Origin of the sequence: Methanosphaera sp. WGK6 (genome assembly GCF_001729965.1) — an archaeon.
In the GTDB taxonomy this organism is placed as follows: Archaea; Methanobacteriota; Methanobacteria; order Methanobacteriales; family Methanobacteriaceae; genus Methanosphaera.
The window spans coordinates 1-23876 of sequence record NZ_JRWK01000008.1 but is presented as its reverse complement, the minus strand read 5'-3'; the positions used below and the strand labels follow the sequence as shown (position 1 = coordinate 23876).

General features: G+C 27.3%; 24 protein-coding genes. 5 read left to right on the top strand and 19 right to left on the bottom strand.

Annotation, left to right across the window (positions count from 1 at the left end; all coding sequences use genetic code 11):
- The first annotated feature begins 173 nt into the window (after nt 1-173).
- Together NL43_RS05250 and NL43_RS05245 are read left to right on the top strand one after the other, a co-directional pair.
- Nucleotides 174-1091, top strand: a complete 918-nt coding sequence (locus NL43_RS05250) for a dihydroorotate dehydrogenase (protein WP_069592992.1) — start codon at nt 174-176, stop codon at nt 1089-1091.
- 9 nt (nt 1092-1100) lie between these two features.
- Entirely contained in the window at nt 1101-1910 is an 810-nt protein-coding gene (locus tag NL43_RS05245) for a dihydroorotate dehydrogenase electron transfer subunit (protein WP_069592991.1), read from the top strand.
- A gap of 301 nt (nt 1911-2211) precedes the next feature.
- Here NL43_RS05245 and hjc read toward each other — a convergent pair whose 3' ends face one another.
- From hjc to rnhB, 18 genes are all read right to left on the bottom strand, one after another.
- Complete coding sequence (gene hjc, locus NL43_RS05240; RefSeq protein ID WP_069592990.1) at nt 2212-2622, bottom strand: Holliday junction resolvase Hjc; 411 nt, start codon at nt 2620-2622, stop codon at nt 2212-2214.
- Nucleotides 2623-2767: 145 nt separating this feature from the next.
- A complete protein-coding gene (gene gdhA, locus NL43_RS05235; protein ID WP_069592989.1) occupies nt 2768-4102 on the bottom strand; it encodes an NADP-specific glutamate dehydrogenase in 1335 nt (444 codons plus the stop codon).
- Nucleotides 4103-4683: 581 nt separating this feature from the next.
- Complete coding sequence (locus NL43_RS05230; RefSeq protein WP_069592988.1) at nt 4684-5799, bottom strand: AAA family ATPase; 1116 nt, start codon at nt 5797-5799, stop codon at nt 4684-4686.
- 79 nt (nt 5800-5878) lie between these two features.
- Nucleotides 5879-6781 carry an NAD(P)/FAD-dependent oxidoreductase gene (locus NL43_RS05225; RefSeq protein ID WP_069592987.1) on the bottom strand — a complete coding sequence of 301 codons (903 nt, stop codon included), beginning with the start codon at nt 6779-6781 and terminating at the stop codon, nt 5879-5881.
- 142 nt (nt 6782-6923) lie between these two features.
- Complete coding sequence (gene gatE / locus NL43_RS05220; protein WP_084790422.1) at nt 6924-8822, bottom strand: Glu-tRNA(Gln) amidotransferase subunit GatE; 1899 nt, start codon at nt 8820-8822, stop codon at nt 6924-6926.
- A 15-nt stretch (nt 8823-8837) separates the two neighbouring features.
- Complete coding sequence (gatD, locus tag NL43_RS05215; protein ID WP_069592986.1) at nt 8838-10154, bottom strand: Glu-tRNA(Gln) amidotransferase subunit GatD; 1317 nt, start codon at nt 10152-10154, stop codon at nt 8838-8840.
- A 391-nt stretch (nt 10155-10545) separates the two neighbouring features.
- Nucleotides 10546-11004, bottom strand: coding sequence for a universal stress protein (locus tag NL43_RS05210; protein WP_069592985.1), 459 nt, complete (start codon nt 11002-11004; stop codon nt 10546-10548).
- Nucleotides 11005-11198: 194 nt separating this feature from the next.
- A complete protein-coding gene (hemA, locus tag NL43_RS05205) occupies nt 11199-12389 on the bottom strand; it encodes a glutamyl-tRNA reductase (RefSeq protein WP_069592984.1) in 1191 nt (396 codons plus the stop codon).
- A 41-nt stretch (nt 12390-12430) separates the two neighbouring features.
- Nucleotides 12431-13057, bottom strand: a complete 627-nt coding sequence (locus tag NL43_RS05200) for a bifunctional precorrin-2 dehydrogenase/sirohydrochlorin ferrochelatase (RefSeq protein ID WP_069592983.1) — start codon at nt 13055-13057, stop codon at nt 12431-12433.
- A gap of 49 nt (nt 13058-13106) precedes the next feature.
- Nucleotides 13107-13589, bottom strand: a complete 483-nt coding sequence (locus tag NL43_RS05195) for a methanogenesis marker 9 domain-containing protein (RefSeq protein ID WP_069592982.1) — start codon at nt 13587-13589, stop codon at nt 13107-13109.
- Between the two features lie 137 nt (nt 13590-13726).
- Nucleotides 13727-14464: a tRNA-dihydrouridine synthase gene (locus NL43_RS05190; protein WP_084790421.1), complete on the bottom strand. Its 738-nt coding sequence runs from the start codon at nt 14462-14464 to the stop codon at nt 13727-13729.
- Between the two features lie 109 nt (nt 14465-14573).
- Nucleotides 14574-15332, bottom strand: coding sequence for a GTP cyclohydrolase III (locus NL43_RS05185; RefSeq protein WP_069592981.1), 759 nt, complete (start codon nt 15330-15332; stop codon nt 14574-14576).
- A gap of 51 nt (nt 15333-15383) precedes the next feature.
- Entirely contained in the window at nt 15384-16286 is a 903-nt protein-coding gene (gene cofD, locus NL43_RS05180) for a 2-phospho-L-lactate transferase (protein ID WP_069592980.1), read from the bottom strand.
- A gap of 8 nt (nt 16287-16294) precedes the next feature.
- Nucleotides 16295-17059: a coenzyme F420-0:L-glutamate ligase gene (locus NL43_RS05175; protein ID WP_084790420.1), complete on the bottom strand. Its 765-nt coding sequence runs from the start codon at nt 17057-17059 to the stop codon at nt 16295-16297.
- 143 nt (nt 17060-17202) lie between these two features.
- On the bottom strand, nt 17203-17811 hold the full coding sequence (locus NL43_RS05170; RefSeq protein WP_069592978.1) for an IMP cyclohydrolase: 609 nt from the start codon (nt 17809-17811) through the stop codon (nt 17203-17205).
- Nucleotides 17812-17847: 36 nt separating this feature from the next.
- The gene (locus NL43_RS05165) at nt 17848-18273 is read right to left on the bottom strand and encodes a biopolymer transporter ExbD (protein WP_069592977.1); all 426 of its coding nucleotides are present in this window, start codon (nt 18271-18273) and stop codon (nt 17848-17850) included.
- A 12-nt stretch (nt 18274-18285) separates the two neighbouring features.
- A complete protein-coding gene (locus NL43_RS05160) occupies nt 18286-19128 on the bottom strand; it encodes a MotA/TolQ/ExbB proton channel family protein (RefSeq protein ID WP_069592976.1) in 843 nt (280 codons plus the stop codon).
- A gap of 141 nt (nt 19129-19269) precedes the next feature.
- Complete coding sequence (gene rnhB, locus NL43_RS05155) at nt 19270-19902, bottom strand: ribonuclease HII (protein WP_069593046.1); 633 nt, start codon at nt 19900-19902, stop codon at nt 19270-19272.
- A gap of 282 nt (nt 19903-20184) precedes the next feature.
- On the opposite strand from rnhB, the gene pssA reads away from it, so the two are divergent.
- The 3 genes from pssA to NL43_RS05140 all read left to right on the top strand — a co-directional run bounded on the left by pssA (nt 20185) and on the right by NL43_RS05140 (nt 22560).
- Nucleotides 20185-20946 (top strand): CDP-diacylglycerol--serine O-phosphatidyltransferase, encoded by a 762-nt coding sequence (gene pssA, locus NL43_RS05150; protein ID WP_069592975.1) that lies wholly within the window; start codon nt 20185-20187, stop codon nt 20944-20946.
- A 75-nt stretch (nt 20947-21021) separates the two neighbouring features.
- On the top strand, nt 21022-22158 hold the full coding sequence (locus NL43_RS05145; protein WP_069592974.1) for a DUF515 domain-containing protein: 1137 nt from the start codon (nt 21022-21024) through the stop codon (nt 22156-22158).
- Nucleotides 22159-22200: 42 nt separating this feature from the next.
- Nucleotides 22201-22560, top strand: coding sequence for a dihydroneopterin aldolase family protein (locus NL43_RS05140; protein WP_069592973.1), 360 nt, complete (start codon nt 22201-22203; stop codon nt 22558-22560).
- A 9-nt stretch (nt 22561-22569) separates the two neighbouring features.
- Here the strand turns inward: NL43_RS05140 and NL43_RS05135 are convergent, their stop codons facing one another.
- The gene (locus NL43_RS05135; RefSeq protein WP_069592972.1) at nt 22570-23295 is read right to left on the bottom strand and encodes a hypothetical protein; all 726 of its coding nucleotides are present in this window, start codon (nt 23293-23295) and stop codon (nt 22570-22572) included.
- Nucleotides 23296-23876: the final 581 nt, after the last annotated feature.

The window sequence follows — 23876 nt, the reverse complement described above, 5'->3', positions numbered from 1 at the left end:
AATTTTTAAGATTAATATAACATTTCACAGAAATTTTAACAACAATATAAAATATACTCTAAAAGGGATATTTCTATAATTTATTAAGCATGAAAAAACAAAAATAAATTTAAGAAAAAGTGAAATAATATTTTTCAGTGTTATATTATAAAATAGATTTTATGGGATTAAAAATGTTAGAAACAGAAATTCTTGGAATGAAATTATCAAATCCTCTATTTTTAGCAGCAGGAATTCTTGGAACAACAGCAAGTTCAATGAAAATGGTTGCAAGAGCTGGTGCTGGAGGAATAGTAACAAAATCATTCAGTATAGAACCTAATGATGGTTATGAAAATCCAACAATTGTTAAAATTGAAGGTGGAGTAATAAATTCGGTGGGATTAGCTAGTCCTGGAGTAGAAGCTAAGAAAGAAGAATTAAAAGAATTAGATGAAATTAGAAATAAAACTCCTGTTATTGCATCAATTTATGGAAATAGTGAAGAAGTCTTCTGTGAAGTAGCAGAAAGAACAAAAGATTATGTGGATGCATTTGAATTAAATGTTTCTTGTCCACATGCACAATGTGGGTTTGGTTCAAATATTGGTGAAGACCCTGATTTAACTCATAGTATCGTAAGTGCAGTTAAAGATGCAATAAAAGATGTACCAATAATTGTTAAATTAACACCTAATGTAACAGATATAACAGAAATTGCAAAAGCCGCTCAAGATGCTGGAGCCGATGCATTAACTCTTATAAATAGTGTAGGGCCTGGATTAAGAATTGATTATCAAACTGGAAAACCAATATTGAATAATGTATTTGGAGGAATTGCAGGGCCAATGATAAAACCAATAGCACTAAAATGTGTATATCAAACATATACCGTAGTTGATATTCCAATATTTGGAGTTGGAGGAATTAAAGATTATAAAGATGCACTTGAATTCATGTATGCTGGTTCAAGTTTATTACAAATAGGAACATCTATAATGTATGAAGGACCTGAAATATTTAAACATATAAGTGATGATCTTTCTAAATTCCTTGAAGAAAATGGATATGATAATATAAATGATATTATAGGTTTATCTCACAGAGTTTAAGGTGATTATATGATAAATAATATTTATGATGATGAAGTTCCTCAAGTTGTAACAATAAAAGAAACAATTATAGAAACACCTACTGTTAAAACTATTATATTTCCCTGGAAAATAACGGATGATATTCATCCAGGACAATTTATAATGGTTTGGGATTTAAATACAGAAAAACCAATGACTATTTCCATAATTGATAAAGAAAACAATCTTATGGGTATAACAGTACGTAAAGCAGGTCCCTTCACAACAAATATATATGATAATATAAATAAAGGTGATAAAATAGGTATTCGTGGACCTTATGGTCATGGATATGACTTAAAAAAATATAAAAAAATATTAGCAGTAGGTGGAGGATCAGGTATTGCATCTCTTGCACCATTAACTTCCTTTTATGATAATATAGAATTAATCTCAGCTGCAAGTACTAAAGATGAATTAGTATTTGTTGATAGATTTAAAAATAGTGACATAGATGTTTATGAATGTACTGATGATGGAACTTGTGGATTCAAAGGATTTAGTACAGAATTAGCTGAAGATTTAATTAATAAAGGTGATTATGATATTATAATTGGATGTGGTCCTGAAATAATGTCCTATAAATTATATGAGTTAAGTTTAAAATATAATATTGATTGTCAATTTGCATTAGATCGTTTTATGAAATGTGGATTAGGAATTTGTGGACAATGTTGTATGGATGATACAGGAGTACGTGTTTGTGTTGAAGGACCTGTTTTTGATAAAGAACAATTAAGTCAACTCAGTGAATTTGGAAAATATCGTCGTGATGCATCAGGAAGTATTGTCAAATAGTATTTTTTCAATTATTTTTTCTTTTTTTTATCTTATTTTAACTTATAATTTAATAAGTTATATTTAATAACTTATAAACTAATAACTTTTAATTAACTAACTTATAACTTATAATTAATAAAATTTTTTTGAAATGAACATGAAAAAGTAATTTTTCATAAACTGTAAATAAATATTCACCAAAAATAAATTTATTCCCATAACTTTTCTTTATTTTACAATTTAAGTAATATTAGTACTTATTAAAAGTTAATTTTTGAATTTTGACGAACACTCAAAAAATAGAAAAAACTTAAAAAAATTATAATAATTTTGTTTGAATACTTTCACCAATAATTTCCTCAAAATCAAGTCCTTTACTAAATGCTAATTCAGTATTCACACGATAATTCTCACTACGAGTAACATGTAAATCTTCCAGTTTAATAAAACGCCAAGCTTTTCTAATAAATTTTGCACCAACATATGGTGTAGCGCCAAATATTTCAGAAAATTTAATTAGATTAGTAATTTTTTCATTATCAATATAAATATGATCTTGACGTGTGGATTTGACTTCAATAGCCAGATATTTTTTTCCATTACCTGCAAGTACATCGGGTAAAGGCCGTTTTGTTGCACCACCACTAGCAGGAGCTCTCATTGCAGCATAACCTGCAGCCCATAATTTATTAACAAGGTCTCTTTCTTCTACTGATCCTGTTTTACTCATGATAATAATTCCTAAATTAGTTATTATTATATTATTATTTTAATGAATATAATTAATTTATCTAATAAAAAATAGTTCTTTTTGAGGATGTGATATTTTTTTTAAAAAAAGAAAATTATGAATTTAATCATAATTTACAATGTATTTATACAATTCCTTGTGATTGCATTGCATCTACAACTTTTTCGAATCCAGCTATGTTAGCTCCAGCAACGTAATCTTTGTCTTGTTCGTATTTTTTGGATGTTTCATCGAGTTGTTTGAAGATGTTTTGCATAATTGCGTGTAATTTGTTGTCAACTTCTTCGAAGGTCCATGATAATCTTTCAGAGTTTTGACTCATTTCAAGAGCTGATACAGCTACTCCACCAGCGTTTGCTGCTTTTGCAGGACCAAATAATATACCGTTGTCTTGTAAGTATTTAGTTGCTTCAAGTGTTGTAGGCATGTTTGCACCTTCAGCTAATGCAATGTAGTTGTTGCTTACAATGTCTTTTGCATCATCAATGGTTACTTCGTTTTGTGTTGCACATGGGAGAGCAATATCTGCTTCTACAGACCATACTCCTCTACCTTCATGGTATTCTGCGGAAGGTCTTTCTGCTGCGTAATCACTCATTCTTAATCTTCTTACTTCTTTGATGTCTTTGAGTAATGCTACATCAATACCTTCTGGGTCATATACCCATCCAGTTGAATCTGAAGCGGTTACTACTTTTGCACCTAATTGGTGAGCTTTTTCAATTGCATAAATAGCTACATTTCCTGAACCAGATACTGTTACTGTTTTTCCTTCGAATGTTTCGTTGTTTGCTTTTAACATTTCATCAGCGAAGTATAATAATCCGTATCCTGTTGCTTCTGTTCTTGCTAATGATCCACCAAAGGTTAATCCTTTACCTGTTAATACTCCTTCGTATTGTTTGGTGATTCTTTTGTATTGTCCGTATAAGTAACCGATTTCACGACCACCTACTCCGATATCTCCTGCAGGTACATCTTGATCTTGACCAATGTGTCTGTATAATTCATTCATGAAACTTTGACAGAAAGACATAATTTCACGGTCTGATTTTCCTTTAGGGTCGAAGTTTGATCCACCTTTACCTCCACCAATTGGAAGTCCAGTTAATGCGTTTTTGAAAATTTGTTCAAATCCTAAGAATTTAATAATACCTATGTTTACGGATGGGTGGAAACGTAATCCTCCTTTGTATGGTCCAATTGCACTGTTGAATTGTACACGGTAACCTGTGTTTACTTGTACTTGTCCTTCATCGTCTACCCATGGAACTCTGAATTTAATTTGTCTTTCTGGATTTGCAAGTCTTTCTAAGAGTGCATCTTTTCTGTATTGTGCTTCATTTTGTTCTACTGCTACTTCAATTGAGCTGTAAACTTCGTTTAATGTTTGGTGAAATTCATCTTCACCTGGGTTTTCTTTTGTAATTCTTTCAATTACTTCATTTACATAAGACATGTATTGTATCTCCTTTTTTTGTTTTATAAATTTATGACTATAATTTTTTTTGGATAATTATCTTTTTATCCATATACTATTGTCGGCATACAAATTCCGTATTCCGTTATATGATAATTTGAAAATACTAGTATATATATGTTTTTCTTTTCACACATTGTTGTCAAGTTAAGGTTTTTTTATTATTTTTTTCTTTATTTATTTTAATTTATTTTTATTTTAATTAGATTTATTTTATTTATGACTAATTTTAATTATTATTTATATCTATTTTTAAATATAACTTCTTATTTATAAGATTATAAAAGATTATTCTTATGATAAGTATATTATTTTGCATTGATTATTTGGTATTGTTATCTGTTTGATATTAATTATAACTTATAACTTATCTCATTATAACTTAAAAATAAAAACTTATACTTAATAACTTGAATTAAAAACTTATTTATATATAAAAATTCATTTTTTCTAAAATAGCATTATCTATCAAATAAAATAGATTTAGTTGGAATGGATAATAAAATACTAATTCAAAAAAAAAGAGTGGAGGATAAAAAAAATTTTCATGATAATAAAAATTATACAAACATTGTATCGGAGACACTAACTTCTTTTTTAGTTTCATGAATTGCATAATTAATATCTTCATCATCAATAAAATCTTTAGAATTGGATATCGCTTTATGAAGAGCAGTTTTTAAAACTTTTTCTTTAATATCTCGACCAGATAAATTTTTAGTTTTCTCAACAACTTTGTTCACATCAAATACACATTCCAAAGGTAATGTTGAAATATTATTTTTAATAATAACTTCTCTTTCTTCACGTGTAGGTAATATAAATTCAATTTCTTCTTCAAATCTACTTCTAATAGCATAATCTAACATTTCAGGGGTATTTGTTGCACAAATAGTTATAATACTATCATTATTTTCAATTCCATCAAGTTCAGTTAATAATGCATTTACTATTTCTGTTACATCACCACGTAATGACTGAAATTTACGTTCTAATGCTATAGCATCAATCTCATCAATAAAAATTACACATGGTTTTGATTGTCTAGCTTCTTCATATAATTCATGAATTTGTCTAGAACCATTACCCACATGATCTCCAATTAAACTAGTAGCTTTAATCATTTTAATAGGTATATTTAATTCATTAGCTAATGCTTGTGCAAGCATAGTTTTTCCAGTTCCAGGCATTCCATAAAATAATATATTTTTAGGAGCCCAATCCTTAAATTTATCAGGATTTTCTAAATACTTTGTTATTATTTTAGTTTTATTTTTTGCTTTTTCTTGACCAATAACATCTTTAAGTTTATAATTTTTATTTGAAGAGGTAGTTTTAACTTTGTTTTCTTGTGCAAGAACTAATATAGACGTATTATTAGTAATATATGAATCATTTGGTCTAATATCCATAACTTGAAATGCAAAATCAGGTATTAATTTTTGGTCAAAAATATATTGATTTTTATGTAGTTTATAACCATTCCATTGATCTTTAGCATAAATTTCAAATAATTCTTTATTAGTAACTTCAATTTCTGGACTTTCAATAAAATTACTTTCAATTGGATAACCTACTGGTTTTAATACTATTACTTTAGCTTCAATCATTTGTTTACTTATTTCTTGTCTTAATTGATTTTCTGATATATATGTATTTTCAAGTCTATTATTCATAAAAAATCCCTTAAATTATTTTTTAATTCATACAATTTTTTTTTTAAAAGATACTCTTTTTTATTAAGTGAGAATCAATTTAAAGTAGTAAATTTTGTATTTCAGTAGCTGCTTGTGCTCCTTGACCTGCAGAAACAATTATTTGTTTTACACCACCTGTCACATTGCCTGCTGCATAAATGCCATTGATGCTTGTTTTCATATTTTTATCAGTATAAATATATCCTGAATCATCACATTTTATATTAATTTTCTTAGCAAGACTATTATTTGGATTATAGCCAATAGCAATAAAGACACCATTAACTTTTATGCAAGTTTCGTTATTGGTTTTGTTATTATAAATAATAGCTTCTTCAACTCTACCATTACCTTTCACAGATTTTAATTCAGAATTCCAATATATTTTAATACCTGCATCTTTAATATCAGATACTAACTTTGCATCACATCGTAATTTATCACGTCTATGAACTATACTACATTTTACACCAATACGATTTAAATATAATGCTTCTGTTGCAGCAGAATTTCCACCACCAACTACTATAACTTCTTGGTCAATAAAGAATGTACCATCACATACAGCACAATAAGATACACCTCTACCACTAAATTCGTCAACACCTTCAACAGCTAAAGTTTTATATTGAGTACCTGTAGCAAGTATAATATATCTAGTATTAATGTTTCCATTATTAGTTTTTACTTCAAAGGAATTTGCACTGGAGGAGTCAATACTTTCAACTTTAGTAAATTCTTTAATTTCAACATATTGTCTCGTCTGCTCTGTCATGGATTTCATTAATCCAGTACCCGATATTTTATCAATTCCAGGATAATTTTCGATTAATGGTGCAGTATTAACTGTTCCACCACTTTGACCAGCATCTAAAATAATTGTATTTAATCCCGCTCTTCCTGCATAAATTCCTGCTGTAAGACCTGCAGGTCCAGCTCCAATAATTACTAAATCATACATAATTATCACTTATTTTTTTTAATCAGTGGTTTTATTTTAAATATTATTTATTTCTTTAATAAAGGTATATGTTATTTATTATTAAATAATTAACACAAAAAAAGATAGGTATAAAAAAAGAAGAGTAAGAAAAATAAAATATTTACTTATTTATAATTTTCAATATTTCAGTTTTAACAATATTACTTACAGTTTGACCATCTGCTTTTCCTTTAAATTTAGCCATAGCTTTACCCATTAAAGGACCCATTGCTCCCATTTTTCTTTCTTCAATCATCTTTTTATTTTCTTCTATTATCTCTTTAATAGCTGATTCTACAATATCATCAGATAATTTTTCAAGATTGTTCTTTTTAACAGAATCTTGTGGTGAAATGCCATTACATGCATCTTTTAAAATAACTTCTGTTTCTGCTGAAGATATAATATCATCATCAACAAGTTTGAATATTTCTATAAGGATATTTTTTGTTAAACAAGTGATATCATAATTATCTCTTTTCAAATCTTTAATTGTGTATGTAATATCTGATGCAATTTTCACTGAATCCATATTTGGAAGTTCTTTTTGGATTTCTTCAAATAAGTCAGCATTATTACGTTGTACTAATTGTTCTGCTAAATCTTCACTAAGTTCGTATTCTCTTTGTATACGTTCTTTTTTAACATTAGGTAATTCTGGAAGATTAGATGCAATTTTTTCAACACGGGCAGGATCAATTATTTCTGTTGGAATATCAGTTTCAACATACATTCTACTAGCAGTAGGTAATGGTCTTAAATACTCGGTATTTCCATTATCTTGTGCACGTCTTGTTTCTTCAGGTACTCCTTCGAGTGCTTGTTTTGCTCGTTTAATAACTTCATGAAGTGCATTGTATGCTTTTTGGCTTTCTTCAGCAACAAGTATAAATGCATCATCTTCTTCTAATTCTAATTTTTTATTCACTGATTCTACTTCTTCTTGGGTTATACCGTAATTTGGTAATTCATCAGTATGGAATAATCCAGTAACCCCCATTTTTTTTCCATGTTCTGAGAATTCAGTACCTAATCTTTTTCCTGGTTGAATTTCTACACCAATTAATCCTTTGAATTGTTTTAATTTAATTGCTAAAACATGACTATCTTCTTTCTCAAGTATGGTTTTAACAATTTTAGATTCGGTATTTTTGAATAAGTCTGTTACATCATAAATTTTTTCTTCTACTTTAGCACCACGTTCTTGGAGTTTTTTACTAATTTCAATGAGTTTTAGTTGTCTTTGAACTTCATTTTCTACCATTGTTGGCATTAATTCAAGATCTTGTACTCCTTTAACTTCTATTCTTGCACCTTCACGGATAGATATATTTAAATCTTGTCTAATAGTACCTAATCCTCTTTTTACTTTGGTACTTCTTAGAATTTGACCTAATTGGTAGGCTACATCTTTAACTTGTAATGGATGGTTCATATCAGGTGATGTTGTTATTTCAGCTAGAGGAATTCCTAATCTATCTAAACGGAATACTATTTTACCTTCTTCTTCACCAATACGTCTTGCCGCATCTTCTTCTAAACCTAATGTTTCAATAGTTACATTACCAAATTCTGTTTCAACATAACCATCAGTTGCAAGAATTCCTGTTCTTTGGAATCCACTAGTATTACTTCCATCAATTACTTGTTTTCTCATTGTATGGAATTCATCAACTACGTTCATATGCATTAATGATGCAAGAATTATTGAAATATCTACTGCTTCTTGATTTAGTTTAGATGGTGGTTCTTCATCTGCTTCAACTAGGCATGTATGGTGATTGTATGCTTCATATACGAATTGAAGATTTCTTTGTGATTCTTCATATGCTGCTCTATCAATTTCTCCAAGTTCACTTTGTGTGGGTCTTAGTCTTCTATATATTTTTCTTTCAGGTTCTTTGTCAGTTAGATGATTTGGACATCTGCAGAATAATTTTGTTTTACTGTCTAATTGTTGGTGAATTTCTAATCCCATCATTAATCCTAATTCTTTATAATCAAATTTATCTTCGGACAATTTATAGCACTCCTCTTAGTTTTTTATAAAGTAATTTTGGGATAATGTTGTATCCATTTCTCCTTTAAGATTTGTTTGCATTAATTTTTGTATTTCATTTAAGTTTTCTGTTTGTCCAGTTACCCAAGATAATTTAGTATATGCTGTTTCAGGTAACATATCACTTACAGAAATTACATTATTTTGTAATAATCTACGACCACTACTATATACATTCATGTTTGTACGTCCAAATATACATTGTGAAGTCATTACAACTGGAATTTTTTCACTAGTTGCACGGGAAATACTTTCAATTACTTCATCAGAACAATGTCCTAGTCCTGTTCCTTCAATTACAAGACCCTCATATCCTTTATCTACATAGATATCTATAAGTTCTGGTGCAATACCGGGATACATTTTAATTAATGCAACTTTTTCAGAAATATCATTATTTAATGCAAGTGTTTCTTCATTTCTTTTTGTATATGGGACTTCTATATCATTAATTGTTACAGTATTATCTTCTATTTTAGCGATAGGATTCATATTTATACTTGTGAATGTATCTCTACGGGATGTATGCATTTTACGTGCTCTTGTTCCTCTGTGTAAATCACAGTATGAATCATCTTCTGTACCATGCATACAGATTGTTACTTCAGCAACATCTGATTTTGCAGCAGTAACTGAAGCCATAAGATTTGTAAATGCATCTGAGGATGGTCTGTCAGAACTTCTTTGTGCACCTGTTAAAACAATAGGTACGGGGGTATCTATCATGAAACTTAATGCTGATGCAGTATAATGCATGGTATCTGTTCCATGAGCAATAACTACTCCATCTGCACCATTATTAATTTCATTATATACTTCTTCTGCTGTTTTTTTCCAATATTCTGGTTTCATGTTTTCACTTAGAATATTGAATATTGCTTTTGCAGTAATGTTGGCATGGTCTACTAATTCTGGTGTTGCACGCAGTAGGTCATCTGCTGTGAATGCAGGGTGTACTGCCCCTGTTTTATAGTCAATAACACTTGCGACTGTTCCACCAGTAGAAAGTATAGATAGATTTTGTTTATCTTTTGATATTTGTTTGTCAACAGGATCAAGTTCTATTTGTGGTTTTGATCCTTCACTGATTTTTTCTATTTTAGCATCTTTTATGTTTACACCAATATTATATCCACTATTTAATTTTATTATAATGGTGTCTTTGTTTGTATAATCTGGTTTTTCAAGAAGCATTCCTGTGTGTTCTACATTAGCTTTTGTTATTTTTACTATGTCACCTACAGTAATGTTTGATATGTCCAGAAAATCTTTCAGATAGCCTTCATATACCAAATTTGTTCCTCCTTCTAAAATGATTTTTATTGTTGTTAATTTAGAATTATTGGCTTTTTAAGCTAATTATTAAGTATTATTTTTTTATTTTTTCTTAATTAAGTAGCAATATTTATTTATTTAGTTTTTATAGTTTTTATTTTTAATTATAAACTTATTAGTTATAAGTTATACTTATTAACTTAAAACTTATAATAAATATATATTTAGGAGAAAGTTTATTATAAAATTCATCATAAGTGTGTTCACCAAAAATAAATGCATTGTAAAATTTTCTTTATTTTACTATTGAAGTAATATTCACTATTATTAAAAGTTGATTTTGAATTTTAGAGGACACTCATAAAATAAAAAATAGAAAAAAAGATACTCATAATAGAGTATAATAAATTTATTTGTTAGGAATAACAAGTATAGGTACTTTAGTATGGCGCACTGTTTTTTCAGTCACACTACCTAATAAGAATCTGTCAAGCATATGTTTTCCACTACTTGCAATAACAATTAAATCTATATTTTCGTTTTCAGAAACTTTTAGAATAACGTCAGCAGCATTACCTTCGAGGGTCATAGGTGTGAGAGTCAGTTTACTTGCATCGATACCTTTTTCTTTTTCAAGATTTTTAATTATATCTTCAACATGTTTAGTTACTTTTTTACTTTCTTCTTCTAAGATAAGTTCTGATTTTGTAATTAAATCTTCTTCTGGAAGTCCTGTTAAGTACACACTATCTACAACATTAAGTATGATAATTTCAGATTCTTTTTTATCAATAATGGATAATGCATATTCAATAGCTTTTTCAGAATTTTTAGAACCATCTGTAGGTAATAATATTTTTTCGAACATTTAAGTTACCTTCTATATCATTGATTTTATTATAATAATTATTATTAAATTAATAATATATTTATCTTTTGTTTAATTAAATAGTTTTAATGATATAATGTATTCTTATAAAAAGAGTTTTAGATAAATGATAGTCAATTGTAAATTTTAAATAAATATTTTAAAAAAATTTAAGGAATGAAAAATATATTAATCTATTCAGGGTATTTAAGAAGGATTTTTTTAGCATTATCAATTGCTTCATCATCATCATTATTAACAGCTGCTTTTAAATTTTTAATTATGTTAAATAATAATTTATCAGTTATACTTCTAGTTAATTGATTAATAATTTTAGTTTCTTTTTCATTTAAATCAAGCATGTGTAATGTTTTCTCAATTTCTTGAGTTCTTATTTTTTCAGCTTCAATATTAAGTGAAGATAAAATTGGTGTTATTTCCATTTCTTTAAGTGCTGCTTTAAGAAGAATGGTTTCTTCTTCAATAATAGCTTCTGCTTTAATAGCTTCTTGAACACGACGTTCTTTATTTTTATCAGTAATGTATCTTAAATCATCTATATTAAATAATTTAATATTTAACTCACGCACATTATCATCAATATCACGAGGATTTGCCAAGTCCAGCATAATCATATTTGACAAATGATGTTCTGGTAAAAAGGATAATCTTTCCTTGTTTATTAAAATATGAGGGGCTCCAGTAGCACTTATAAGAACATCTATTTTATCAAGAGATTTATCCATTTCATTAAATTTAATAGCAATTCCATCTAGTTCTTTAGCAAGTTCTATAGCTTTATCATAGGTTCTATTAGCCACTACAATAGCATTAGTTCCTTTTTCAAGTAATGCCTTTGAAACAACAGTTCCCATTTCACCTGCGCCAACTATGAGAACATTTTTTCCTTCAAGTGAACCATATTTTTCTTCAATTAATTCTACAGCACCACTTCCAATTGAAACACCACCTTCATTAATATGAGTATTTTTACGTATGGATTGGCCAACATGTATTGCCTTTGTAAATACTTTTTCAAGTTTAGGTCCAATAGTGTTATTTTTTATAGCATTTTTACGTGCAGTTTTTATTTGTCCGAGAATTTGATCTTCACCCATAATCATGGATTCTAAACCTGATGCTAATCTTAATAAATGATTAATAGCAACATCATCCTTTTCTACAATAAATGTGGTTGTTGGAATATTGATATCTTCATCTACAATTAAGTAAACTTCGTATCTATTACATGTTTTTAAAGTTATTTCTTCTTTAATTTCAATTTTTTCATGTAATTCTTTAATTATACTATCTAATTTAGTATAAGAATTTTCCATAGTCTCTATATCAGCTATCTTAAAATCTATACGAATATTTGCTAGCATTGAATGACTCCCTTTTTATTATAACATTGTATTTATCTTATTTAATTTAAAATTATATTTTTAACATAAGTCTTAGCTTTTTCTAATTCACCATTTTTAAGTAATTCTTGTATTTCACTATTTGAATTTATACTAATCATATATTGTTTTCTTTCTTTTTGACTAGGAATATGTTCTTTAAGTAATATTCTAAGATATTCTTGTAATTCAATATTCATAATGTCTTCTTCAGTAATTATCTTTTGAATCTTTTTACGTAATTCTTTGGCCATAAGAGGACTTTTAGAACCAGTATATAAAGAAACAGTCACAGGACCTATATTAAATGTGGATGGAACAATAACATTACTTAATGAAATATCACTAGCACAATTAACTAGTTTATCTTGAGCTTTAATGGAAATGTCTTGATTAAGTTTTAAATCATCAGTAGCAACAACTACTAAATCACAGGTATCAATTAATTCATCAAGATATTTTTCTTCATAGAATTTAGCACCTTTATCTTGAAATTCTTTTCTTATTTTATCATCAAGATTTTTAGTGATAATAGAAACATTAGCTCCTGCATCTAAAAAGCGTCTAGTTCTTCTAATTCCAACAGAACCTGTACCTATAATTAATACATTTTTATCAATCATATCTAAAAATAGTGATGTTAATCCCATAAATTTCCCCTAGTTTTATTTAAAAATAGTAAAAAAAGTTTATAATAGGTTATAAACTTTTAAGTCTAAGATTTTTAATTGCAGTTTTTAAATCATTTCCTGATTCATTTAATGCTGATTTAGCTTCTTCAACACTAATTTCGAATGTTGATGCAAGAGTAGCAACATCTTCTTCGGAATAGGTTATGCTATTAACATTAGAATGTTTCACAATTTCTTCTGCCAATTCTTTTTTTAATGTCATATATGTGTCCATAGACATACCTATGGATTGAAGTACAGAATCTCTTAGAGGACATGGTTTTGAGCCTTTACAACACCAAATTAAGGATCCGAAACAGGTTCCTGTTCCTTTTCCAAGTTCTGTTCTTTTACCAAATTCTTCTTTAATGTTCACAAATTCTTGTGGACTTAAACCTACTTCTGCTATTTTAGTATGTACTGGACATGGTTTTACAGGTGGGCAGCAAAAAGCTAAACCTCTTACATCTCCTCCTCTACATACATGAGCTGGCGCATCATCCCATCCCATTCTAATCACTCCTTATTTGATTATAAAATTATTATGTTAATTATTATCTGGATATAATTTTTTTTATAAAATATTTTAATATTATATTATATGATTTTTATAGTAATTATTCTTTTTATAAAATCATGAAATATATATTACTTTTCATTAAATATATGAGTTACATCTCCATCCATAGCAGCACGTGCAACAGAAACACTATCTACACCAGTATCTTTCATTTTCAAATAATCCTCATGGCAGGTTACACTATTATTTCCAATTATATGCATATTTGTCATGTTAGTAATTTTATTAAGAATATCATAATCTGCTTCCATAATTCCGGGATTTGTAGCATCTACATGTAAATATTTAACATTATATGATTCTATTAGTTCAATAATTTTCAAAGTATCTACATTACATACATTAGCACGAATTTTAACACAAATATCATAATAGGAATGTTTAGAAACTTCTTCTAGGATTTCTGCTAACATGTCGGGATTTTGCAATAATGCTTGTCCTGCACCCGCATTAACAGTAGCTTTTTGTCTGCAATGCGCATTAATTTCTAAAATATCTATATCTTTATTATCTTTAAGAATTTTAAATGATTCTGGTCTAGTTCCTCGTAAATTAACATTTATTAATCCATTCCATGATGGATTATATTCTTTTATTAGTTCGATTTGTTCGGATATTTCAACAGATAAATGATGGGGACATGTTAAAAATTCTCGTCTATTTTCAACAGAATTTTCAAGTCCTGCTTTAAAGCTTTCCATATCTGTATTGTAACCACCTAATGTTATAATATTAATATTTTGTTTTGTAAATTTCTTACAAAATTCACCATCTGTAATTCCAGCCATTGCAGATAATACATTCATTTTAATACACCATATTATTTCATTTATTATTACTTCTAATAGTTATATTATTTAAAAAAAAGTTCAAAATTAATAAATTTTTAAAAAAGGGGTTTAAAGGAATTCAATTTTAATTTAAGTCATTGAATACAAGCACGGAATCATCAGTAACATCTGCTCTAATATCTTCTAATCCAATGTCTGCTAAGTCAGCAGCACGGGCAGCTTTTTTAGCAATACCTATACCTGCTTTTAGAGTAACACCTGTTTTTTTGTCAACACGTTTAAGAGCATCTCTTATTTGATCTTCTGAAATTCCATTAGATGGTGACATATAATTATCTCCACCAATAAAGAAACACATTCCACCAATATTTGATAATTCTTCCATTAGTTCATAAAGTACTTTATATACTATTTTTGATGTATCATAAGCTGTTTCAATATCAGTTAATGTTGTTGTAATATCATCAATATCAATATGTGCAATTTGTACACTATCATTATCATTAGCTAATGAATCAATATTTAATACTTCACATCTTTCTGATGATTGTGCTCCTCCACCTTTTTGTATCATTTCTGTAGCAATTTTTTGAGCTTCAATAGCAGTTTCTGCAGTACCTATGCCCATACTAATTGTAATAGGGTATCTGTTTCTAATTGATCTTTGAATTAAAGCATGGTCTTCATAATTCATACCATTACTTACAGCTATTAAATTGTCAAATCTGTTGAAGAAAACTATTCCTCCATGTGCACCAAATTCTCTTTCTAAATCTCCATATAATCTAGATTGTAGAGCTTGTAAATCGGGTTCTGTTCGTGGATTTGGTGTAACAGTCCAAGGTCCATAATTATCTATTTGTATTAATGTAATTTGTATCATTCAATCACTTTAATTAATTTTTTCAAAATAATTTCCTATTAGTATAATAATTTATTCTATTTGAAGTATCTTTTTAGCTAAATTTATTTTATCTTCCATAGTTTTTAATATAATATTCTCTACAGATACTTCAGGTACCATTTTCTCTATGTTATTTTTATATTTATTGTCAGTATTATTTATTATGTAATGATTAAGAAAATCTTTATACACTAAGCAAACACCAACACAATTACTATCATATCCTTTTGCTTTCATGAATTTACTTGCAGGACCACTGACAGCATCATCTCCTATAAAAGGAGATACACTAGTAACATATGTTTTTTTTAATGCTTTTTTAACGCCAGGCATACTTATAATAGGATTTATTGATGTTATAGGATTTGAGGGTCCAATTATCACATGGTCACTTTCTTCAATAGACTCAATAACACCTTCTGCTGGTTCAACTTCAGAGTATATGATGTCTTCTACTTCGGGGCTTGATTGGTTGGTTATTAGAAAATCATGAAAATTCATTAAACCTTCACGTGTTTTAATTGAAACTTGTGATTCGTTGTTACTCATTGGAAGTATATTTGCATTTATACCTAGTTCATTTTTTTGTATTTCTACTGCCTTTTGTAGTGTATATTTTTTCATTAATTCTGTTTTCTGTATTTTTAAAGCACGGTCTTTATCACCAATACGTAGGGTTTCATGAAAACCAAGTTTTTCTAAAGTATCATGTGTATAAAATGTATCATCACTACGACCATACCATAATTTATCATTAATTAAATTACTCATAGTATAAAGAACAGTATCTATATCTGCAGAAACATACACTCCCGAAAAATAATCATTTTCTAGTGTATTAACAATAATATTTAGTTCACTAGTATTAACCACTTCTTTAATACCTTGTAATAATTTGGGAGTACCTGTACCTCCTGAAAGAATAGTAATCATATTATCACCTATCTAAAAGCATCATTTTCTTCGTCACGGATAATTTCTTGAATTGTTGATTCATCAGATTTACATCTAATTAATGAGGAATCATAACCTCTTATTAAAACAAGACACATACCACTATTTGACTGGCCCATAATAAGAGATGCTGCACTTGCAAGTTCATCAGCAGTACCTTCAATTGTACTCATTAGTTCTTGCCCATAAAGATCAGTGCTTCCTCTAAAATCAGTAATTGGATGTAAACCACTAATACCTATAGCAACACCAATTGCACCAACACGCCATGCTCTTCCTTGTGTATCTGAAATAATAACTCCTATTTCAGTATTAAATTTATTATCAAGGTATTGTTTTATTATTCTAGCACTTTTATCCGGATTTACTGGGAGTGGTGTAACATAACCTTCTTCACAATTACTATTGTCAATTCCTGAGTTAGCACAGATAAATCCATGTTCTGTTTCAGTAATAATTAAACCTGGTTGGCATCTAATCATTTTCTTTGTATGATCCAGAATAATTTGGCATTGTTTTGGGTCTTTATTACTTTTATCAGATATATCATATGCTTCTTTGGAAGGTTTAACATCTTCTATCTTAACATAATTACATTCAGCTTTAGAAACTACTGTTTCTGCAAGTACTAACACATCATCTTTTTTTAGTCGAATATTGTTTTTACAGAGGGTATCATATATAATTTCAGCTAAATTATCATTTTTTTTAATAAGTGGAAATTCTTTAATTCCTATAATTTCTAAATTCATTTTCATAAACTTCCATAAAATAAGAAATAATTTTAATATAATTACTTTTTATTATAATTATATTTTTTTTTAAATAAAAATATAACAATTATTTTCAAAATAATTCAAATAAAATAGTATAAAAAAATAGTGAGGAAAAGAATTTAAGGATTTTTAACATCAATTTCCCATTTGTCTTTACCAAATGCGGCACATGAGGTTACAGGATGGGTGAATTCACTAAAAATACCTTTATCATAAATGTATTCAGTAGCTTCAGTAGCATTTTTTACATTATACTCTACTTCTTTAGGTGTGTTATGTTCATATACAGATACATAGTATGCTTCACCAGGGTTTACTTTTTTAACTTCCATACCACTATCAGTAATAATACCAATATATCCTTCACCTTTCATGTTTATGGCTCCACCTATACGGGGTGTGTGGTAATCATCTTTTTCATAGTCCATTGCAAGTAATGATAATGCAACAGCATCACGCATATTCATACCTTCTCTTATTTTTCCTGCTATTATATCAGTATGAGAACCATTGGTCACAACACAGATATCATCAATTATATCAATACAATTATAACTTATGTATGGGTTTTTATAGATATCGTCTTCTGATCCTTCAGTAGGTATGATAGCTACTTTTTCTTCATTTACGATTGATTGACGATTAGGAAATGATCTACTAGATACTCTATATGATGCATAAACTCCTTCATCGTTACTTCCTATTGAAATTATTCTTCCAAGATACATTTTTTATCTCCTCTTTTTATTTTTTTTAATTATTCATCACGTACTCGAGCTACTACTGGTGCTAGCTGGTGCTTTAACTGCAATATCTTCTAAGTCCTCTGGCGACTGAATCGATATTGTTCCAGTAGAGGAGTCCATTATAATCTGACCCTCATCCATTACTCTTGTATGTACTGCGATAGCACCATTTCTAATATTATCAGAATAGTCAACGCCATTCACTGTAACTTTTTTTAATCCATTCAATGGTAATAAATAATAATCTGAATTACCACTTTGACTTGTAGGTTTTGCAGATATCTGGTCTTGTGTATAATTATCTATATCATTCAAAGGTTGTTGGCTTAATAGTACGAGTAAAAAAATCATAACTGTAAATATAACATCAAGAAGAGGTACTAGGTTTATATTAGGGGTTTGTTGTTCAATTCTATCCTTAAACCTTTTAGTATCAATAGTCATGAAATTATCTCCTTATTGTTTTAATTTACTTTCTACGATTCTACTTGATGTATCAGAACGTTCACGTATAATTGTTTTAATACCTTTTTCTAGCATGTTTGGTTTTATGTCTATTTTAAGATTTGCTTGACCATCATCAATTTCTTTAACTCTAATTATACCTGGAGATTCTTGTAATGCTGATATGACTTCTTCTTTATCAGATTCAATCCAAACTTTCATTTCAGCATATCTCCAATTACTCATTTTTTTAGCAATTTCGATATTATCTAGTTGAGTCTCTATTTTACTTTTAATATAAGTATATAATGGTAATAGTATAATTGCAACTGCTAATCCAAAGATAGTTGTTATAATAGCAATGTAAATACCATTTGCCATAAGTGTCATATCACTATTAACACCTAATTCTTTGAAAGTATACCACATTCCTATAACAGTACCTATTAATCCAATTAATGGTGCAACTTCAATTATAGTTTGTATTGTTGAAAGACCATTCATCATTTTACTCATTTCAACAATGAATACTTGTTCCATATTATCTTCTACTTCTGATTTACTTCTATATCCAATTTTAAGAGCTTCAGAAATAATACGTGAATTTGGAGTTTTATAATTACCAATAGCACGTAATGCTTCTAGAGAACCTCCATGGGCCATCGATTCATTAACAATAATCATTATTTCAGATAAGTCAACTTGGGATGCTTGACGTAAATAAAGTATTTTTTCAATTGCAAGAAATAAACCATAAAGTCCTATTATTGTAAGTATATATACTATAATTCCACCACTCTGGAACATAGATAAAATATCATGCAATGTGGAAATAATTGGTTGTATAACGTCCATGTTATTAACTCCTCTATCTGAAAATATAAACTAAGATTCAGATTTAAATTTTGTTAATATATATTATATAGTCTAATTTTTTTATTATATAAATTTATTAAATTTAACTTTTTTGACTATTAAGTGAAGTCATGCTTGTATTTATCTATTTTTCATATTTTCAATAGTACTCCATGTTTGACGTACAATTGGTGGAAATTCATTGTTTTTTATTGTTTTAAGATAATCTATGGTGTTCTTATCACTAGGGTATCCTGACCCAACAGGACCATATTCACTTCTAATAATAGCTAATTGTTTATCACGTTCTACTTTAGCTATAATTGATGCAGCTGAAACAATATTATAAATATCATCTGCTTTATGTTTAGTAATTACTTTCATATCTTGATTTATTTTTTGTATATTGTCATGAAAACGAGTTTCATTAACATCAATACAATCAATACAACATATGTCTGGATTCATTTGGTTAATTATATTTTGCATTCCATTGGTTTCTATTTGATTTAGATTAGTTCCATTATTACGCATATAATCTATTTCTTGTGCATTAATTATGAATGTTGTAAATTTAGCTATTTTCTTTATTTTTCTAGATAAAACTGTTCTTTTTTTACTACTTAACTTCTTCGAATCTTTAACACCGATTCTATCTAGAAATCTGGTTTTTTTCTTAGGCATTAATACACCACCAATAACAAGAGGTCCAATTACAGATCCTCGTCCTGCTTCATCAATTCCTAATACTAAACTATCCTCATTTATATCCATATTTCCTGTTCCTTGAATTATTTTTTTAGTTATAAATGGTATTTGTTTAAATAAGTTCATGTAGTTATCTAATTTATTTTTAAATTATTTTGTTTCTAAAAATATATATACTATGTTTTACAATTTTTAAATTAAATGGATATTATAAGTAATTTTATTAATAAAATATTTTAAATATTATAAGTTTTAGAATTGTAAAAGAAATTTTATTATAAAAATTAATATTTATTATTTACAACAAAAATAATAACATAATAAATAATATTATGAGAGAGGATTTAGATGGAAAGTAATATCTTAAAAATGATTACTATAGCAGATGTAGCTTCCATGGCTAATGCAGTATGTGGATTGTTAGCCATATTTGCTATTTTTATGGGTAACTCAATATTATGTGCTCAATTATTAATATTAGCAGTAATATTTGATAGTATTGATGGAACATTAGCAAGAAAATTTAATCATAATCCTATAAATACAATATTTGGTGAAAATATAGATTCATTAGCAGATGTAATTTCTTTTGGAGTAGCTCCAGCTGTTATATTATATACCTTGTCTAGTAGTTATTGGATAGTTGTGCCATGTATAATTGTATTATTATGTGGAGTATTAAGACTTACACGATATAATACAATGCTTGTTGAGCAAGTAGGTCCTACTAAAACATTTGTTGGAATACCAATACCTGTAACATCATTTTTATTATCTGGATTGTTATTATCTTCCGTAATGAATAGTTTAATTATATCTGTATTAATAATAATAGTTTCAATCTTAATGATTTCAGAAATACCTTATCCAAAAATTAAAGATATGAAACTTATAATAATTTGTGGATTATTATGTATATTATGCTTAATTCCGGGGGTTAATGAGGTATTATATTTAATTCCTTCATATTTATTGGTAGTATTAACGATAATTTATATTTTTGGAACGTTACTTTATGAATTAACTGGATTAACTAATATTCTGGATTTAACTAGAATTAGGAATAAATCAAATGATACATCTAAATTACAATCTCTATTTAAACGATAATATGGAATATATTTTATTATTCTAATTTCTTTTTTTTTAATTTCTTATTTTAATATTCATTATTTAATATATGTTATGAAAAAATCAGTAGAACAAATAAAATCAAAATTAAAATTATTATATAATCAGTTAGATGATTTATTATTTGTTGAAAATAATTTTAATAAAAAATCACTTCGTAAACGAAATCTTGAAAATTTAACTAATCAAAATAAGGAACTTTTCACTGGAATTGTGGTTGTTTTTTTAATCTTAACAATTCTGTTTTCTATATGTTATTATTTTCTAATATTTAGTCCAAATATGGCTGAATTAAATACTCAGAAAAGTATCAAAATAAATGAAGTAAATTCAATATTTGAAGATAATTTATCAGATAATTCTGTAAAACAAGCATTATTATCTAGAATAGATTCTGCAAGTTCTATGGAAGAATTAGAACAAATTGATGTTGAAGATATGGCATATCCAGTTTTAAAGAATCAATTACTTGATCAATTAGATCAAGTTAAGGATAAGTATAATAGGGTTGAATTAACTTTTAATGGAACAAGTAATATTATGTCTGTGGGTAATGCAACAGTATATATTAATTCATCAACAACTCATGAGCTTGCAGATATGAAGATTAATAAGGTGGATTCAGTGATAATTCCAATAAGTATCAATAGAAAACGTGCAGCTAGTGGTTTAGTAAGAGAAGGTGATGTTGTGGATATTTATATGAATAATATGAATAATATGGAAAGTTCTGAACTGTCTGAAAATGAAAATGTATCTAATAATTCTTCTGTTAATTCAACAAATCTATTTCAATCTACTAATAATCAAACAAGTAAATTAGTTGGTGGATCAATTATAGTTTCGATACTACGCTCTAAAGATTCAGGTAGTATTGATTCAAATATTGAATTTGCTCAATCTAACTTAACTAATATATCACAATCTAGTAATTTGGATATTGAACAAATATTATCTTCTAAATCTGTAGGATCCTTAAATGACTCTCAACTTGGTTTATTATTAAATAATTATGGGTGGAGATTATCGGATTATGAACGATTAGCTAATTTAGGTGATTTGGATGTTGAATATATTATTATGGTAGAGGTTCCCCGTGATTCTGTGGAAAATATTTTGAAAAACATGGATAATATTATACTAACAATACCTACTTATGATGCACCATCATGGGTAAATTTATCAAGTTGATTTAAAAAAACTATGTTTATACTTTAAAATGAGTGATTATATATGAATGAAGATAATTATTTTAAAAATTTATCTGATAGAGAACGAGCAATTTTTGAAGGTGGGATTAGTATGGGTGCACTATATCATCAATTTATTGGAACACCTGTTAATATTGATACATGTGATAGTCTTGAAAAAGCAATAGAAGAAAGTATATTATTACAACCTGCAATTGTGGATGTACATGTTTCTCTTAATAAAGATTTGATTAAAAAAGCATCTGGTACTATGAATTATACTTCTCTTGAAGGGAATATGCTTTATGTTGAGATAACTACTAAAGTTAATGAAATTTGTACATGTACATGTATATCATATGATGAAGAATTGAATTATCCTATAATGTATATAAAAGATTAGTTCTTTAATTTATTCTTCTTTTTTTTCATTTTGTGCAGGTTGTAGTTCTTTAATTTGTTCTGGTAATCTATTAAAGATTCTATCTATTAAATTCATATGTTGGACTTGTCCTATGGCATAACTGTATTTTTCTAATCGTTTTAATGTATCATTTAGTTCATCTTGTGTTTTATTAAGTCTTTCTTGTGCATGTTCTCGCTTATTTTTTATTTTTGTATTTTCTTGAACTTGTTTGTTAGTTTCTTCTACTTGTTGTATGTATTTTTCTTCGAGAGTAGTGTTATTTTCAGTTAGTGTTTTCAATTGTTTTTCTTGTGTTTGATTTATTTTTTTTAAATTTTCAATTTCATTTATTTTTTCTTGAATACTTTGATTTAATTCTTTATTTTTATTTTCTAAAGAAACTATTGTTTTTTCTTGTTTTTCAATTAGCTTTCCATTTTCAGTTATTTTATTAGTATTTTTAGTATGCTGTTTTTCAAGTTTTTTTCTTTCTGAAGTTAATTCTGAATTTTGATTTTTTAGTTTCTTATTTTCATCTTCTAATTCTTTAATAATTGTCTTTGTTTTTTCAATTTCAGTAATGTCTTTATTATTATAATTTTCAATTGCTTTTTCAATTTCTTCAGATGTATGTTTATATGTTGTACCATATTCTTCTTCAATTTTCTTTTGAAATTCATCCCATAATTTAGCATTTAATTTAATAGTTTTTCGCACGGTGTCTTCTGTCATAATACCATTTCCTATTATTATAATCTATTCTTATTTCTTATTATAATTGATGATTTTTGTTTTTCAAATGTTGACTTTTAAAATTATTATTTCAAAATTTTTCAATGTTTATTTTGATTTTCAAATTTCAGTTTTTTATTTTTAGATTATTTTTATTCAATGTTTTTCATTTTCAAATATCATATTTCATGAAAAATAGGTGGAATAATATCTGTTTTTCAAATGTTGTTTTATGTTTTTATGTTTTTATTTATTTTTAAATTAGATAGTTTTAAATGATTATTTTAAAATATAATTAGTTATTATTGTATTTTAATATAATTTACATTCATATAATTCTTATTAATAAAATCACGTTCTTTTAAGTTAATAATAGATTAATTTTTTTATTTTTATTTTTCTATTTTTTGATAATGTACTATGTTAAAATAGTCTATTTTTTGAGATAATTTGATGTAAAAATTTCAGTAATTATTTATCATGTCTAAATTACTTTTTTTTTTAAGTTGAAATGTCATCCAAAAATAAATTCGTTCATGTAAAATTTTATTTATTTTAGAATGGAATTAATATAAACACTT